Raw genomic sequence first — 15,024 nt, 5'->3', positions numbered from 1 at the left:
GTCAGCCGAGTTCGTAGAAGGCCGGGGCCAGCTGCACCGTTCCTTTTGGCGGGGGCCCTTCCAGCGTCAGCCGCAGCAGATATTCCTGATCCTGATCGGGCAATATCGGCAGCGTCAGCGCCGGATCATGCGCGAATCCGAAACGGCCATAGAATTCCGGATCGCCAACCACGATGCAGCCGCGCGCGCCCATCTGGCGCAGTCTTTCCAGCCCTTCTTCCAGCAGGTTTGACCCGATGCCGGAATGCTGCCGCAGGGGGATGACCGATATCGGCCCCAGCGCGAACCAGCCCGGCGTTTCATCGCTGAAGCTCACGGGAGAAAAGGCGCAATGCCCGATAATGGCCAGATCCATGTTCACGGCCACCAGCGACAGCGCGAGATCGCCGGATATGCGCAGCTGCTCCACCAGTTGTTTCTCGCCATTATGGCCATGGCGGGATGCGCTGAAGGCCGCTTCCGTCAAGGCCCCGATTGGCGCTTCGTCGCCAGGCTGTTCAGATCTGACCAGGCAGCATCTCATTCGAACAAATGTCCTGACTTGTCGCGTTTGGTGGCCAGATAACGCGCATTATGCGGGTTTGGCGCCAGGTGGTGGGGCACACGCTCTGCCACGGTAATGCCGCATTGCTGCAAGGCGGCCACCTTGGCCGGATTATTGGTCAGCAACCGGATCGACCACAGGCCGAGCAGATCCATCATGCGCGCGGCCACCGGGAAATCCCGTGCTTCCTCGGGCAGGCCCAGTCGGCGATTGGCCTCCAGCGTGTCAAACCCCTGATCCTGCAGGCGATAGGCGCGCAATTTGTTGATCAGGCCGATCCCGCGCCCTTCCTGGCGCAGATAGAGCAGCACCCCCCATCCGCCCTGCGCAACTTCCACTGCCATGGCTGAAAGGGCGGTATCAAGCTGCGGCCCGCAATCGCATTTGAGACTGCCGAGAATATCCCCTGTCAGGCATTCGGAATGAAGCCGCACCAGCGGAATCCGGTCTGCATTCTGCGTACCGATGACAAGCGCGACATGTTCACGCAGATCATTGGCGCTGCGAAATGCGACTATTTCCGTCTCTTCGCACGCCGCCACGGGCAGGCGTGCGCGGGTCGCAATGGTCAGCGCCTGTGTATCGGCAAAGGTTTCCAGATCACCCGGTTCCACTGCCACGGGTTCATCCGCCGGTTCGGCTCCGACCAGGAAGGCGGGCAATATGCCGGCCAGCCGGGCCAGTTCCAGCGCGGCGGTTGCGGCGCGGTTCCATTGCAGGGGTTCCGCCCGAAACGGCCCTTTGAGCGGGGCGGCGAGATCCAGCGAAGGATCGGCGATGGCCTGGGCCGCCCCAAGGTCCAGCTGCTCCGCCGCGCGGATCAGCACAGGGGCATGGGGCCGGGCTGCTTCACGCTGATTGGCAAGTTGCAAAGTCGCAGCGCGGGCTGCCGAAATCAGCATTCTCGCCGTGCTCGCTTCCCGCCGTATCGCGGTTTCGGCGGGAAGCAGCAATGGCGCCCCGTCGATCGCCAGCGGCCAGCCATGACGCAAGCCATCGATGGCCTGCGCCACGCGCCGCGATGGCGATGGGGTGAGCGCCGCGCCTTTCAGAGAGAAAACTCCGTAATCAGCGGGACGTGGTCGGAAGGTTTTTCCCATCCGCGCGCATCTTCCAGCACGCGATGGCTGATCGCCTGCGCTGCCAGATCCGGGCTGGCCCACATATGGTCCAGCCTGCGCCCGCGATCGCCCTTGCGCCAGTCCTTGGAGCGATAGCTCCACCAGCTGTAATAGCGTTGCGGCGCGGCAATATGTTCGCGGCCGATATCGCTCCAGCCATGCGCATCCTTGAAACGCTGCAAGGTGTCGATTTCGATCGGCGTGTGGCTGACTACTTCCAGCAATTGCTTGTGGCTCCACACGTCGCATTCCAGCGGTGCGATATTGAAATCGCCAACGATCATGGTCGGCCGGTCAATCCTGTCGGCCCAGCGCGTCATTCGTTCAAGGAAATCCAGTTTCTGGCCGAATTTCGGGTTCACCTCCCGGTCGGGCTCGTCCCCGCCAGCCGGGACATAGACGTTTTCCAGCACCATTCCCTTGCCGGGGCCAAGCAGTTCGACACCGACATGGCGCGCTTCGCCATTATCCTGCCAGTCATGGCGGGAAAATTCCTTCAGCGGGATCCGGCTGACCGTGGCCACGCCGTGATAACCTTTCTGCCCATGCACGGCGAAATGGGAATATCCCAGCTCTTCAAAAGCCTTGTAGGGGAATTGCGGTTCCTGGCATTTGATTTCCTGCAGGCACAGCACGTCGGGTGCCTCCGCCCTGAGGAAATCGGCCACTATGGGCATGCGCAGGCGAACGGAATTGATATTCCAGGAAGCGATTGAAACCATGCGGAGGGGCTTAGGTGCCTTGGCCGGGCGCAGCAAGCAATGCAGGAATATTTGGCACAAACGAAAACCCTCGCCCCGGGGGCATTGGGACGAGGGTTCCGTTCGAGCGTTCGTCACGCTGGTACAAGGCGGCGTTTCGTGCGGAGGTCAGGGCAACAGGGGGGAACCCGCCTCGCAACCGCCTTGTGCAATCATAATAGGCGCATCTGGCTTTCTGCTAAATGAATAGGCGCCCGTCATTGGTCGCAATGAATGAACAATCCGCCGCGCAGGCGTTTATCTGGGGCGGCGCGTCGTCACCCGCGGATCGCGATAGCGGAAGGCGCGGTCCGAAATGGACATGCCGTAGCGCTGATTGCTGAGCCTTACGGTGGTGCGCTTGTTCTGCGCGTCCAGCGCAACCCAGCTGACCAGTTCCAGCCCGCCGGGCGCCTTGGCATCCTTCACGAAGATCAGCGTCATCGTGCCATATTCCGGCTTGTCCGGATCCTTGACCTCGACACTCAGGACATCGGGATTGGCGGTCGGCACCAGCTTGCCGTAACGCTTCAGATCGCGCTTGGGATCGAGCAGGGCGCCAAGCGGCGAATTGCTGATGGGCCAGCGTTCAAGCTGCTGCACATCATAATCGATCAGCGTCAGCGAACTGCCGTTGGAAACCACCAGCATGTTCACATCCTTCGAATATTCGAAACGGATGCGGCCAGGGCTTTTCATCGTCAGCTTGCCGGAAACGGTCTGCCCCGCCCGGTCGGTCTGCGTGAAATCGGCCTGCATCGTGGTGATGGCGCGCAACGCGTTCACCACCCTGTCGAGCTGATTCGAATTTTGCGCGGCAGCAGGCGTGGCCGGCAGAAAAAGTGCGCCAGGCACGGCAAGCGCCATCGCGCCGGCAAGAGCGGCGCGAAGGGGTTTGCGGCCGAGAAATGCAGTCAGAATGGTCATGCTCCCGAACTAGATACGGGGCATTGAACCGTTGGTGAACCCGGCAGTTCCGCCGGCGTCCACTTACTTGATCTTGCCTTCCTTGAACTCGACATGCTTCTTCGCAATCGGGTCATACTTGCGGAAGGTCAGCTTTTCCGTCTGGTTGCGCGGGTTCTTCTTCGTGACGTAGAAAAAGCCGGTGCCAGCGGTCGAGTTCAGCCGGATCTTGACGGTTGCGGGCTTCGCCATGGTTTGATTCCCAAAAAATTCGAAACAGGGGCACCGATCAGCTCGGGAGCCCGAAACAATACGGGCGACGCGCCGGCGCCGCCCATCCGGCGCGCCTGTGCGCGAAAGGGTATGGAAAGTCAAGCATGGCGCAGCCTACCAGTCCACCTTGCCGCGATTGGCCTTTACCTCTCCGCGCACCTTTTTCGCCTTGAGCCGCTGGACCTTGCCGACCCGGTTCACGCGGGTACGGGCCCTTTTCCTCGGTTCCACCAGCGCCTCTTCGATCAAGGCGGCCAGCTTGTCGCGCGCATCCTGCCGATTCGCTTCCTGTGTCCGGAAACGCCGCGCATCGAGCACGATTTCCCCCCTGGTGTTGATTCGCCGCCCCGCCAGCTTCTTCAGCCGGTGGAAGACACGCGGTTCCAGGCCCAGCCGATAGATGTTCAGCCGTAACTGCACCGCGGTGGCCACCTTGTTCACATTCTGCCCGCCAGGCCCCGATGCGGCGATGAAACTTTCCTCCGCCAGCGATTGCGCGCGTTGCACCAGGTCATTCATCGGTGAAGCCCTGATCCACGAAATCGGCCGGCAAGGGCGCGCGGGCGATGATCGGATCCTTGCCGTAACGCGGCATTTCGATTCCGGCGGAATGGAGCATCGTGCGTGGTGCGCTGCCGGCTTTGCCATAAATCGGATCGCCCAGCAGGGGGATGCCGATCCCGCTGGCGGCATGGACGCGGATCTGGTGCGTGCGGCCGGTTTCCGGGCGGAATTCCACCAGCGCGTGATGGCCGATTTCCGCAATCAGCCGCCAATGGGTGACGGATGGCTTGCCCCGGCGCGCCGCGATCATCCGCCAGCCGCCTTTTTCGCTGCTGATCTTGGTCAGGCCCAATTCGATCGTGCCTTCCCTGGTCCCCGGTATTTCGGACAATATCCCGAGATAGCGCTTGCTCACCTGCCGTTCCGCGAAAGCGGAGGCGAAGCGTCGCAATGCGCGGGGGTTGCGGGCCAGCAGCAGGCAGCCTGATGTGTCCGTATCGATCCGGTGCGACGGGGCGGGAAGGCGGTGAAAGCCCAGCTTAAGCTCTTCCCAATGATCGCTGAGCGAAGGCCCCCCGGCGCGCGGTTTCTCTATCGGCAATCCGGCCGGCTTGTCGATCACCAGCGCTTCGGCATCCTCATAGAGGATGGGAATGGTCATGCCAGGGCGGCGGCGATGCGGTGCATCGCCTCTTCCAACACGGTTTCCTCGGCAGCAAAGCTGATGCGGAAGCCGTTACGCCCGCCAAAAGCACTTGCCGCCACCACTGCCACGCCGTGTTCCAGCAGATGCAGGGCCAGCCTGGTATCGTCCCCGCCGAACCTCTCCATCAGGGGGGAAGCGTCGATGAAACAATAGAATGCGCCTTCGGGCACTGGTGTCGACAGACCCGGAATCGCGTTGATCCGCCCCACCACCAGATCGCGCCTTGCGCGGAAGACCTCGCGCCATTCGGCAAGGAATTCCTGCGGCCCTTCGAAGGCGGCGATGGCGGCTGCCTGGCTGATCGATGCGGGATTACCGCTGGAATTGGATTGCAGCCTGCCCATCGCCTCTATCAGCCAGGCCGGGCCGGTTGCCACGCCGATGCGGAACCCGGTCATCGCATGGCTTTTGGACACGCCCGAGATGGTGCAGATCTGGTCTGCCAGATCGGGGCAGACATTTGCCAGTGTGGCATGGCGCGCGCCCGTATAATTGAGCGGGGCGTAGATATCATCCGACAGCACCATGACACGCGGATGGTCGCGCAGCAGTTTCCCGATGCCTTGCAACATCTCCGCCGGATAGGTTGCCCCGGTCGGGTTGCCGGGACTATTCAGCAGCAGCCATTGTGTCTTGGGTGTGATCAGGGCCGCCAGATCCGCGGCGTCGAATCGGAAATTGTCCCGCGCATGGGTGATCAGCGGGACAACACGCCCCCCGGCGAAGCGCACCATCTGCGGATAGCTGACCCACCAAGGGGCGGGGACGATCACCTCGTCCCCTTCGCCCACCGATGCGCAAAGCACTTCGAACAGGGCCTGCTTGCCCCCCGCTGTGACCACGATATTGGCCGGATCTGCCTCTATCCCCAGGTCGCGGCGGAAATGGAGCGCTGCCGCCTGTTTGAGACGGGCCATGCCCGTGACCGGCGTATATCTGGTCAGCCCCTGATCCAGCGCGTCCTTGGCTGCCTGCACGACATGGGGCGGGGTGGCGAAATCGGGTTCCCCGACGGACAGTGAAATTATGTCCCGTCCCGCCTCGCGCAGTTCGGTGGCGCGATCAGTCATGGCCGTTGTGGGCGAAGCGGCAATGCGCCGCAGGGCGGGGCTGAGATGTTCGCGACTCATGCGGAAACCAGCATAGCAGGCATCAGGCCGCGCACGGCATTCCCCAGCATGAAACCATCCCCCAGATCTTCCAGCGTCAATTTCGCTTCCTGCGCGCGGCCTTCTTCCAGCAGGGAACGGCGGAATACGCCGGGCAGCAGGCCCAGCGTGGCGGGCGGTGTCAGCAATATTCCTTCGCGTTCAACGAAGATACTGGTGAAGCTGCCTTCAGTCAGCAATCCGTCATGCCGCACGAACAGCGCCTCCCCCGCGTCATTGGCTTTCGCCACGTCCAGAGCCGCCTGGTAGAAGGACCGGTCCGTGCTCTTGTGCCGCAGGCGCCAGTCACCCGGCACGACCGGCAGAGGCAGCGCGACACAGCGAACCGGGCCATCGGGCGCGGCGGGCATGGACTGCGCTTCCAGCGTCACTTCACCGCTGCGGGCCAGCAGAAGGCGCAGCTTGGCCGGTTTTTCCAGTTCGAAACACAGGGCCTGGATGCGATTGCGCGTTTCGTGGCGATCGAAGGCAAAGCCCAGTTCGGCTGCGCTTTGCTTGATACGTTCCAGGTGCATTTCCAGCAGCGGAATACCGCCGGCCGGATCGAAACGCATGGTTTCCAGCAGATCGTGCCCGCCGGCCTCGCCCCGGACGAAGCCGCCCTTCACCAGGCATTCGCGCCATTCTTCCATGCCGTTGCTATCGGCCACGATCGCCCCGCCCACGCCCAGCACGGCGCGGTGCCGGTCATTCTCTCCGGGTGTCAGGCGGATGGTGCGGATCGCCACGTTGAAGGCGGCATCGCCATTGGGGCCGATCCGGCCGATTGCCCCACAATAGGGGCCGCGCGCATCGCGTTCCACCTGCTGGATCAGTTCCATCGCGCGGATCTTGGGCGCGCCGGTGATCGATCCGCAGGGGAACAGGGCGCGCAGCATGTCCATGGCGCCCTTTTCATCGGCCAGCTGCGCGCGGACCGTGGTGACCATGGTGTGCACCGTGGGATAGGTTTCGACGTGGAAAGGCTGTTCGACGCGGACCGTTCCCGCCCTGGCCACGCGGCTGAGATCGTTACGCATGAGGTCCACGATCATCAGGTTTTCGGCCTTGTCCTTGACCGAGCTGGAAAGTTCCGCCGCCAGCGCGCGGTCTTCTTCCTCTGCCCGGCCGCGGGGGCGGGTGCCCTTCATCGGCTTGCACCTAGCCTGCCCGTCCTTCAGGCTGAAGAACAATTCGGGGCTGAAGCTCAGCAGCCAGTGCGATCCATCGAAGATCACGCCGCCATAGCCCGCATTCGCCGCCGGGCGGATGGCAGCATAGATGGCCAGCGGGTCGCCACGTGCGGCCCCTGCCAGCGGCATGGTCAGATTCGCCTGATAAATGTCCCCGGCGCGGATTGCCTCCTGCAGGGTTTCGAACGCTTCCAGATAGGCGCCGATGGAAATCTGCGGATCGAGCGGGCCGATGCTTGCCGGCCCGGTGCCCGCCTTCGCAGCCAGCCATTGCGGAATTTCCGCCGCCGGTATGGTCTGCGCCTTGTCGAACAATCCGAACCAGACCAGCGGCCCGTCCGCGCCGCAGCGTTCCGCCGCGTGCTGCATCAGCCGGGGTTCAAGCGCCAGCCCGGCTTCATAGGCGAGATATCCGGCCAGCGTGCCGCCGCTTTCGCGCTGCGCCGCATCGGCTGCTTCCAGCACGCTGGCGACCTCTTCCGGCCGCCAGGCGACGAAAATTGCGCTCGGCGCTTCGAACAATTGCGCATCGCTGGCGCCTTCCTCGCGCGCGTCGTCCAGCAGGACGAAAGGTTGGTATTCGGCCATCGGGCTCGCTCTACCGCTTAATCCTCACTTGTCTATTGCTTGACCGTGAAGCGCTCGCTGCGCCAGAGCAAGAACAGTCTGGAAGGGGTGGATAATGGCGGATATTTTTCTGGGCCTTGCCGAAGGTGGAGAGCGGCAGGCGCTGCATCTGGGGCGCGCCAACCGGCACGGTCTGATCGCGGGCGCGACAGGAACCGGCAAGACGGTGACGCTGCAGGGGCTGGCGGAAAGTTTTTCGGCCAATGGCGTGCCGGTTTTCGTGGCCGATGTAAAAGGCGATCTGTCCGGCATTTCCATGGCCGGATCCCCGACCTTCAAAAATGCCGACAAGCTGGAAAGCCGGGCGAAGGAACTGGGCATGGAAGATTATGCCTATTCCGACAATCCGGCGATCTTCTGGGATCTCTATGGTGAACAGGGGCACCCGATCCGGACCACGGTTTCGGAAATGGGGCCATTGCTGCTCGCCCGGCTGCTGGATCTCAACGATACGCAGGAAGGCGTCCTGAACATCGTCTTCCGTTTCGCGGACGAGGAAGGATTGCTGCTGCTGGACCTTGAGGACCTGCAGGCAATGCTGGCCCATACGGCTGAGAATGCGAGCGAACTGACCGCGAAATACGGCAATGTGACAAGGGCCAGCATCGGCGCGATCCAGCGCCAGCTGCTCTCGCTCGACAGCCAGGGCGGCGGCCAGTTCTTTGGCGAACCCGCGCTTGAGATCGAGGATTTCCTGAAATGCGACGACCAGGGCCGTGGTTTCATCAATGTCCTCGCCGCGGACAGATTGATGCGGAGCCCCAAGCTCTATGCCACATTCCTGCTCTGGCTGCTGGCGGAACTGTTCGAGGTTCTGCCTGAAGTCGGCGATCAGGATAAGCCGAAGCTGGTCTTCTTCTTTGACGAGGCGCATCTGCTGTTCGACGATGCGCCAAAGGCATTGCAGGATACGATCGAACAGGTCGTGCGCCTGATCCGGTCCAAGGGTGTGGGCGTGTTCTTCGTCACCCAGAACCCGATCGACATTCCCGAAGAAGTGGCCGGGCAGCTGGGCAACCGCGTGCAACATGCGCTGCGCGCCTTCACCCCGCGCGACCAGCGCGCGATCAAGGCTGCGGCGGAAACATTCCGCATCAATCCCCATCTCGATGTCGAACAGGCGATAACCGAATTGCGCGTGGGTGAAGCGCTGGTTTCCACCCTGCTGGAAGATGGCGCGCCCAGCGTGGTCCAGCGCACGCTGATCAAGCCGCCGCGATCAAGGCTCGGCCCGGTCACGGCAAAGGAACGGGCGATCATCCGGTCCATCAGCCCGCTGGACGGCAAATATGATGAACTGGTTGACCGCGAAAGCGCAGAGGAAGTGCTGGCGCAGAAGATCGCCGATGCTGCGGCCACGGCGGAAGAAGTGGCCGAAAAGGGCGAAGAGGAAGTGCGCAAGCGCGAACGCAAGAGCCCGTCCCTGTGGGATGGGCTGGGCGGCAAAGTGTTCAAGGCGGCGACCAGTGCCGCGGCCGCCAGTGCGGGGTCGATCCTGGCCAGCAAATTGTCCGGCAGGAAAAGCCGCGCCAATCCGACGGCCACGGCATCCAGCGCTGCGGCCGGTACCATCGCCACCGAAATCGGCAAGGCGGTGGGGATCCCCGGCCTCGGCCGGTTCGCCCGCAATCTGGTTGGCGGGTTGATGCGGTAACGGTCGGCCCCGTATCCCGCCGGGCGGGAACGGGGCCGGTTCCGGTTGTTACCGGGCCGCAAGCCACTCCTTCACTTCGGCGCGGCGGCGCGGCTGGCTTTCGAATCGCTGCTTGAGCGAAACGAGAGCGCGGTTGATCGTGATCCGCTCATCCTCCGGCAGGCTGTCGCGCAGCGCTTCCAGCTGACCCAGCATTTCGGGATCGTCCATGCTGGCGGCAATGCGGGCGAAGAAGCGGCCGCGGCCGGACGAATCCAGCATCGCTTCCACCTTTTCACGATTGGCCATCATGAAATCGAAGGCCAGCTTCGGATGTTTGCCCGCGACCGTGGTGATGATCGTGGCGCTGCCCGTGCCGGCTTCACCGGTCAGGGCCAGGTCCAGCGCCTTTTTCGCCAGCGTTTCTTCCTTGGCGGCGCCCAGGCGGGCGTAATAGGTCATCTGTTCGGTCGAACTGGTGGAATTGCGGGCGAGTTCGGCCAGCATGTCCCACTGTTCCGGCGTGATATTGCGCGATGCGATATTCAGCCAGGTGGTCTTGAGCGGCCCGTCCAGCGCGCGCGGATCGTCGGCCAGCGCGCCGAAGCGGGTGCTGGCCTGTTCCAGCACCTGCGCATTGCCCATCGCGCCCAGGGTGGAAATCAGTTCTGCACGCAGATTGCTGGTGGCGACAGGTTCGCCATCGACCGGCTCAAAGCCAAGCTGCTGCAGGCGCGGCAGCCACATGTCTTCCACCAGGGAAGCCAGCTTGCCCTTGGCGTTTTCATCTTCCAGCAGGCCGTAAATGCCGCCCCAACGGCCAATCGTGCCGTCGGCCACTACCGGATTGGCATCGGCGGGGATCGCGGCCAGTAGGTCCAGCGCAAGCCCTTCCTTCTGATAGCCGGCCTGTGCCAGCGCCAGATTATCCGTGGTCAGGCCAAGCTGGTCGATCGGCTTCAGCGTCGGCATCGCCTCGGTGAGCTTGGCGATCATCTCCGGCTGGTAGAGCGTGCGGAAATAGCCGAGCTGGCCGCCATTGACGACCACCGGGCCGCAACCCTCGATTGTCAGCGTCATTTCGCCGTGCAGCACATGGCGATCGGTCGTGCCTTGGGCATTTTCAATGAAGATCGGCACGCGCCAGCTTTGCGGATTGGCGGCCACTTCTTCCTTGCGGTCGCGGCTGAATTCGCTCTGCTTCAGGGTCAGCGTGGTATTGCCGCCCGTGCAACGCGCATTGGCCAGCACCAGCGGCACGCCCGGCTGACGGGTGAAATCATTCGCGATCGCGGTGATGCCGGTTGCGCCAGCCTGCTCCACGGCCTGCCACAGATCATTGCTGACCGTGTTGCCGTATTTGTGAGCCTGCACGTAATTGCGGATGCCGTCGCGCCACACATCTTCGCCGGCATAGGCTTCCAGCATGGAAATGACCGCTTCGCCCTTCTGATAGGCGATGGTGTCGAATGCCTGTTCCGCCTCGGTCGCAGTGCGGATTTCCTGCACGACGGGATGCGTGGTGACGAAGCTGTCCAGCCCCATCGCCGCTTCGCGCCCGCCAACGCGGCCAAGCAGCCAGTGCCAGTCCGGGTTGAAATGATCCGTCGCCTTGGTTTCCAGCCAGCTGGCGAAACCTTCATTCAGCCACAGATCGTCCCACCAGGCCATGGTCACGATATCGCCGAACCACTGATGGGCCGTTTCATGCGCTTGCACGCTGAAAATGTTCTGCCGGGTGGCGGGGCTGGCAATGGCCGGATCTTCCAGCAGGATGCGTTCGAAGGTGAAGATCGCGCCCCAGTTTTCCATCGCGCCGAAGAATTGCGACTGGCCGGGGCCGGCAATGTTGTCCAGTTTCGGCAGCGGGAAGGGCACGCCGAAATAATCCCCGAAATAGCTCATCAGCGGGGCCAGCGATTCCAGGGCATAGCGTGACTGTTCGCCACTGCCGACCGGGCCGACAATGCCCACATCGGTGCCGTCTGTCGCGGCCATGCTCAGCCGTTCGAAATCGCCGAGGCCGAAGAAGAGCAGATAGCTCGACATTTTAGGGCTGGTGAGGAAGGTCACATGCTTGGTGCCGTCGGTCCGCTTCTCCACGCTCTTCACCGGCATGTTGCTCAGCGGCATCAGGTCGGCGGGGACGGTGGCGGAAAGATCGAAGGTCGCCTTGTAGCTCGGCTCGTCGAACATGGGCGCGAAGGCACGCGCATCGGGCGCTTCGAACTGGGTGAACAGGGCGCGGACTTCCTCCCCCGTCCGCTTGTCCGGATAATCCAGCGCGAACAGGCCGCTGGCCTGCGTGCGGATGGTGCCGGAATAACCGAGGGCGAGCTTGTACTTGCCGGGCTTGAAGCGTTTGCCGGCGGTGAGCTTTACCGTCTGGCCGTTTTCGCCCGGTGTGGGCGTCAGCGTGATGGCGCTGCCACCTGAGAGCGGGGTCAGCCGCGCTTCGGAGAGTTCGAGGTCTTCCGCGTTCAGCACCAGCGTATCGGTCGCGGAAAAGACTTCCAGGTCGATCACTTCCGTTCCGGTGAAGGTCAGCGCTTCCATGTCCGGCGTGAAATCGATCGCGTAATGGGTCGGGGCTGCCGTGCGGGGCAGGTCGCTCGGCACGCTTTCGGGAAGCGGAGCGGCGGGGGCGGCCGGGTTATCTGCGGCGAATGCCGCGGGGGCGGTGCTGGCAAGCAGAATGGCGGAAAGGGCAGACGTGGCGAGACGCTTCAACGTGACGACTCCAAGTATGGTTTCGGAAGAAATCGCCTTATCAGCGGGTCCGGCCTTTGGCGATGTTGTTAGTCGAGGGGCAAACGCAGTTCGGCGACCAGCCCGACAATCTGCGCTCCGTCTGCTATACGATTGCGAAGCGTTAGCGATCCGCCATGCTGTTCGGCAATCGCACGGGCAAGCGTCAGGCCAAGTCCCGCCCCGCCGGTCACGCGGTTGCGCGATGCTTCCCCGCGCGAAAACGGTTCCATCATGGCTGCAATCTCGCCTTCGGGAATGCCGGGGCCGTCATCCTCGATCCGGATCACCGCTTCCCCGTTTTCGCGCTGAAGCGATACGCGGGCAGTTTCGCCATAACGCAGGGCATTGCTGATGAGGTTGCGCAAGGCGCGGCGCAGCCAGGTGGCCCGCAGCCGCATGGCCATGCGCCGGGTGGCGCCCAGTTCCACCGGGCTGCCCATGTCTTCATATTCTTCCACCACGGAAGATAGCAGGGCGGAGAGATCGGTGCGTTCCAGCGGATCGCTGGGCCTGCCGACCCGGGCGAGCGACAGGATATCGTCCAGCGAGGAGGTGATATCCTCGATCGTCGCGGCCATTTTTTCCCGTTCGGTGTCATTCTCAACCGATTCAATCCGTACCCGCAGGGCGGCCAGCGGCGTCTTGAGATCGTGCCCGATCGCGCCGAGCATGACGTCCTTTTCGTCCAGCAGGGCGGCGATGCGCCGTTCCATTGCGTTATGCGCGGCAATCAGGCGGCGCGTATCCTCCGGCCCGCTAGGTTCGATCTGGCCGTCTATCGCGCGGGTTGCCGCGAAAGTTTCCACCCTCGTGGTCAGGGCGGCAAGGGGGCGCGTTATGCGGCGCAGCAACAGGGCCAGCCCGCCCACCAGCACGATGTAGAGAACCAGCGTTTGCGCCACCAGCGAGCCCAGCTTGCTGTCTCCCCGGTCGCTATAGGGGAACCGGGCGACAGTATATTCATCCTCGCCCACGCGGCGCAGCCCGGCCACCAGCATATCGTCCTGCGTCCATTCGGGCGCCGTGGTCCAGTTGCCCCGCCTCTGCGCGATGCGCATCACGTAATCGTCATCGGCCACCCTGCGCCGCGTCACTATCAGTTCGGCTGGTTCGATGCCCTGTTCGGACAGGATACGGCGGAGCAATTCCTCGCCCGCGGCATCGCGCTGTTCATTGTCCATCAGCGGGTAATCGCTGGTGCGTTCCACGCGCAGCCTTTGCCAGCGGCGGCGCTTGTCATCGCCCGGAATGCGGCTGTCATCATTGCGCAGGCGGTAATCGAAGCGTGGATCCGCGATCAGCTGAAAGGCCAGCTGGTTCGCGGCATACATTTCGCGCCTCTGTTCCGCGGCGCGGAATTGCAGGATGGCCGACAGGGCCTGCGCCACCAGCAGGGCCAGCGCCACGGCCAGCAGCATCTGCCCCAGCAGGCTGCGAGGAAAGAAACGGCGCATCAGCCCTTGCTCTGCGCCACCCGGCGGACATCGGCGGCCAGGCGATAGCCGCCGCCCCACACCGTCTGGATCAGCTTGGGATCGCGGCTGTCTTCCTCGATCTTGCGGCGCAGGCGGCTGACCTGGTTATCCACCGCCCGGTCGAACAGATGCGCCTCGCGCCCCTGCACCATGTCGAGCAGGCGATCCCGGTCGAGCACTTGCCGCGGATGCGCCAGGAAAGCCATCAGCAGGCGGAATTCGGCGGAGGAGATCGGCACCACCGTGCCTTCCGGATCGACCAGCCGCCGCTTCAGCGGGTCCAGCTTCCAGTTTTCGAACAGATAGAGCGCGTCTTCTTCCGCCACCGGGGCCGACTTGTTCGCGCGGCGCAGGACAGAGCGGATGCGGGCGACAAGTTCGCGCGGTTCAAAGGGTTTGACGACATAATCGTCCGCGCCGATTTCCAGCCCCACGATCCGGTCCGTGGCTTCTCCGCGCGCGGTCAGCAGGATCACCGGAATGTCCTTCGCCTCGGTCAGGTGGCGGCACAGGGAAAGCCCGTCTTCCCCGGGCATCATGATGTCGAGCAGGACGAGATCGGGCGCCTGTTCGAGCAGGCGCGCCCGTGCCTTCGATGCGTCTTCCGCCTGCGACACGTCGAACCCCTGGCGGGTAAGGTAATCCGCCAGGGGTTCACGCAGGCTGGGTTCGTCATCGACCAGCAGCAGCCTTGTGGGCATGGTTTCGGTCACGCCTTGCCCGTCAGTTGCCGGGAGCGGGCTTGCGCGGATCGGGCTTGCGGGGATGCGCAGCGCGGCGTTCTTCCGCTGTCAGCGTTCCATCGCCATTCGCGTCGGCCTTGTCGAAGCGGGCCAGCGCAGAGGCCTGGAATTCCGCCTTGCTGATCGCACCGTCGCCATTGCTGTCCGCACCGGGGGCCAGCATCATGCCGGCACCGCGATGTCCGCGACGGGCGAAATGATGCTTCATCCTGCCGTCGCGTGCGCCGCGATCGGCCTGGTCAGCACCGCGGCCGGCACGGCGTTCCGCCCGGCCTTCCCGCATCCCATCGCGCCTGGCGGTGAATTCCTCGAACGTGATCGCGCCATCGCCATCGGCATCGATCCGGTCGAAACGGGCTTTCTGCCTCGCTTCGCGGTCGGCCTGGTCGATCTTGCCGTCCTTGTTCGCGTCCATCCGGTCAAATGCCATGCCGGTCATCTGTTCAACCTGGCCGCGGGTCATTTCACGGTCCGCCATCATGCCGCGCTGGGCGGTATCTCCGCCCGGGGCGGCGGCATAGGCGGCACCGCCGGCCAACAGGGCGGCTGCCGTAATTGAAAGGGTTAGCTGCTTTTTCATTTTTGCTCTCCGAAGGGGGTCTTAGAGCAACAGGGCACCGGGCAGAAGGGGTAGGGAGGAGAACCGGCGCCCCGTCACTC

At 63.5% G+C, this 15,024-nt stretch carries 14 protein-coding genes; 1 reads left to right on the top strand and 13 read right to left on the bottom strand.

Annotated features, from left to right (window positions below; genetic code table 11):
* Window position 1: 1 nt before the first annotated feature.
* From WYH_RS10270 to pabB, 9 genes are all read right to left on the bottom strand, one after another.
* A complete protein-coding gene (locus WYH_RS10270) occupies window positions 2–523 on the bottom strand; it encodes a GNAT family N-acetyltransferase (RefSeq protein ID WP_046903761.1) in 522 nt (173 codons plus the stop codon).
* Window positions 520–1,557, bottom strand: coding sequence for a GTP cyclohydrolase II (gene ribA / locus WYH_RS10265; protein ID WP_046903760.1), 1,038 nt, complete (start codon window positions 1,555–1,557; stop codon window positions 520–522). Before ribA ends, WYH_RS10270 begins: the two co-directional genes overlap by 4 nt.
* Before the next feature lie 35 nt (window positions 1,558–1,592).
* Complete coding sequence (locus tag WYH_RS10260; RefSeq protein WP_046903759.1) at window positions 1,593–2,387, bottom strand: exodeoxyribonuclease III; 795 nt, start codon at window positions 2,385–2,387, stop codon at window positions 1,593–1,595.
* Window positions 2,388–2,663: 276 nt separating this feature from the next.
* Window positions 2,664–3,332, bottom strand: a complete 669-nt coding sequence (locus WYH_RS10255) for a LolA family protein (RefSeq protein ID WP_046903758.1) — start codon at window positions 3,330–3,332, stop codon at window positions 2,664–2,666.
* Window positions 3,333–3,395: 63 nt separating this feature from the next.
* Window positions 3,396–3,563, bottom strand: coding sequence for a 50S ribosomal protein L33 (gene rpmG, locus WYH_RS10250; RefSeq protein ID WP_046903757.1), 168 nt, complete (start codon window positions 3,561–3,563; stop codon window positions 3,396–3,398).
* Between the two features lie 135 nt (window positions 3,564–3,698).
* The gene (gene arfB / locus WYH_RS10245) at window positions 3,699–4,103 is read right to left on the bottom strand and encodes an alternative ribosome rescue aminoacyl-tRNA hydrolase ArfB (protein ID WP_046903756.1); all 405 of its coding nucleotides are present in this window, start codon (window positions 4,101–4,103) and stop codon (window positions 3,699–3,701) included.
* Entirely contained in the window at window positions 4,096–4,749 is a 654-nt protein-coding gene (locus WYH_RS10240) for an RluA family pseudouridine synthase (protein WP_046903755.1), read from the bottom strand. The genes arfB and WYH_RS10240 overlap by 8 nt, the downstream gene beginning before the upstream one ends.
* A complete protein-coding gene (locus WYH_RS10235) occupies window positions 4,746–5,924 on the bottom strand; it encodes a pyridoxal phosphate-dependent aminotransferase (RefSeq protein ID WP_046903754.1) in 1,179 nt (392 codons plus the stop codon). The genes WYH_RS10240 and WYH_RS10235 overlap by 4 nt, the downstream gene beginning before the upstream one ends.
* Complete coding sequence (pabB, locus tag WYH_RS10230) at window positions 5,921–7,723, bottom strand: aminodeoxychorismate synthase component I (protein WP_046903753.1); 1,803 nt, start codon at window positions 7,721–7,723, stop codon at window positions 5,921–5,923. Before pabB ends, WYH_RS10235 begins: the two co-directional genes overlap by 4 nt.
* 94 nt (window positions 7,724–7,817) lie before the next feature.
* Between pabB and WYH_RS10225 the strand changes: the two genes are divergently transcribed.
* Window positions 7,818–9,416 (top strand): helicase HerA-like domain-containing protein, encoded by a 1,599-nt coding sequence (locus WYH_RS10225; protein WP_046903752.1) that lies wholly within the window; start codon window positions 7,818–7,820, stop codon window positions 9,414–9,416.
* Between the two features lie 48 nt (window positions 9,417–9,464).
* Here WYH_RS10225 and WYH_RS10220 read toward each other — a convergent pair whose 3' ends face one another.
* The 4 genes from WYH_RS10220 to WYH_RS10205 form a co-directional block, all read right to left on the bottom strand.
* Complete coding sequence (locus WYH_RS10220; protein ID WP_156320123.1) at window positions 9,465–12,125, bottom strand: M1 family metallopeptidase; 2,661 nt, start codon at window positions 12,123–12,125, stop codon at window positions 9,465–9,467.
* A 68-nt stretch (window positions 12,126–12,193) separates the two neighbouring features.
* A complete protein-coding gene (locus tag WYH_RS10215) occupies window positions 12,194–13,600 on the bottom strand; it encodes a sensor histidine kinase (protein ID WP_046903750.1) in 1,407 nt (468 codons plus the stop codon).
* On the bottom strand, window positions 13,600–14,322 hold the full coding sequence (locus WYH_RS10210) for a response regulator (RefSeq protein WP_046905053.1): 723 nt from the start codon (window positions 14,320–14,322) through the stop codon (window positions 13,600–13,602). Before WYH_RS10210 ends, WYH_RS10215 begins: the two co-directional genes overlap by 1 nt.
* 22 nt (window positions 14,323–14,344) lie before the next feature.
* Complete coding sequence (locus WYH_RS10205) at window positions 14,345–14,944, bottom strand: EF-hand domain-containing protein (protein ID WP_046903749.1); 600 nt, start codon at window positions 14,942–14,944, stop codon at window positions 14,345–14,347.
* Window positions 14,945–15,024: the final 80 nt, after the last annotated feature.

It is taken from the genome of Croceibacterium atlanticum (genome assembly GCF_001008165.2).
In the GTDB taxonomy this organism is placed as follows: Bacteria; Pseudomonadota; Alphaproteobacteria; order Sphingomonadales; family Sphingomonadaceae; genus Croceibacterium_C; species Croceibacterium_C atlanticum.
This window is presented reverse-complemented; position numbering and strand designations above follow the sequence as displayed.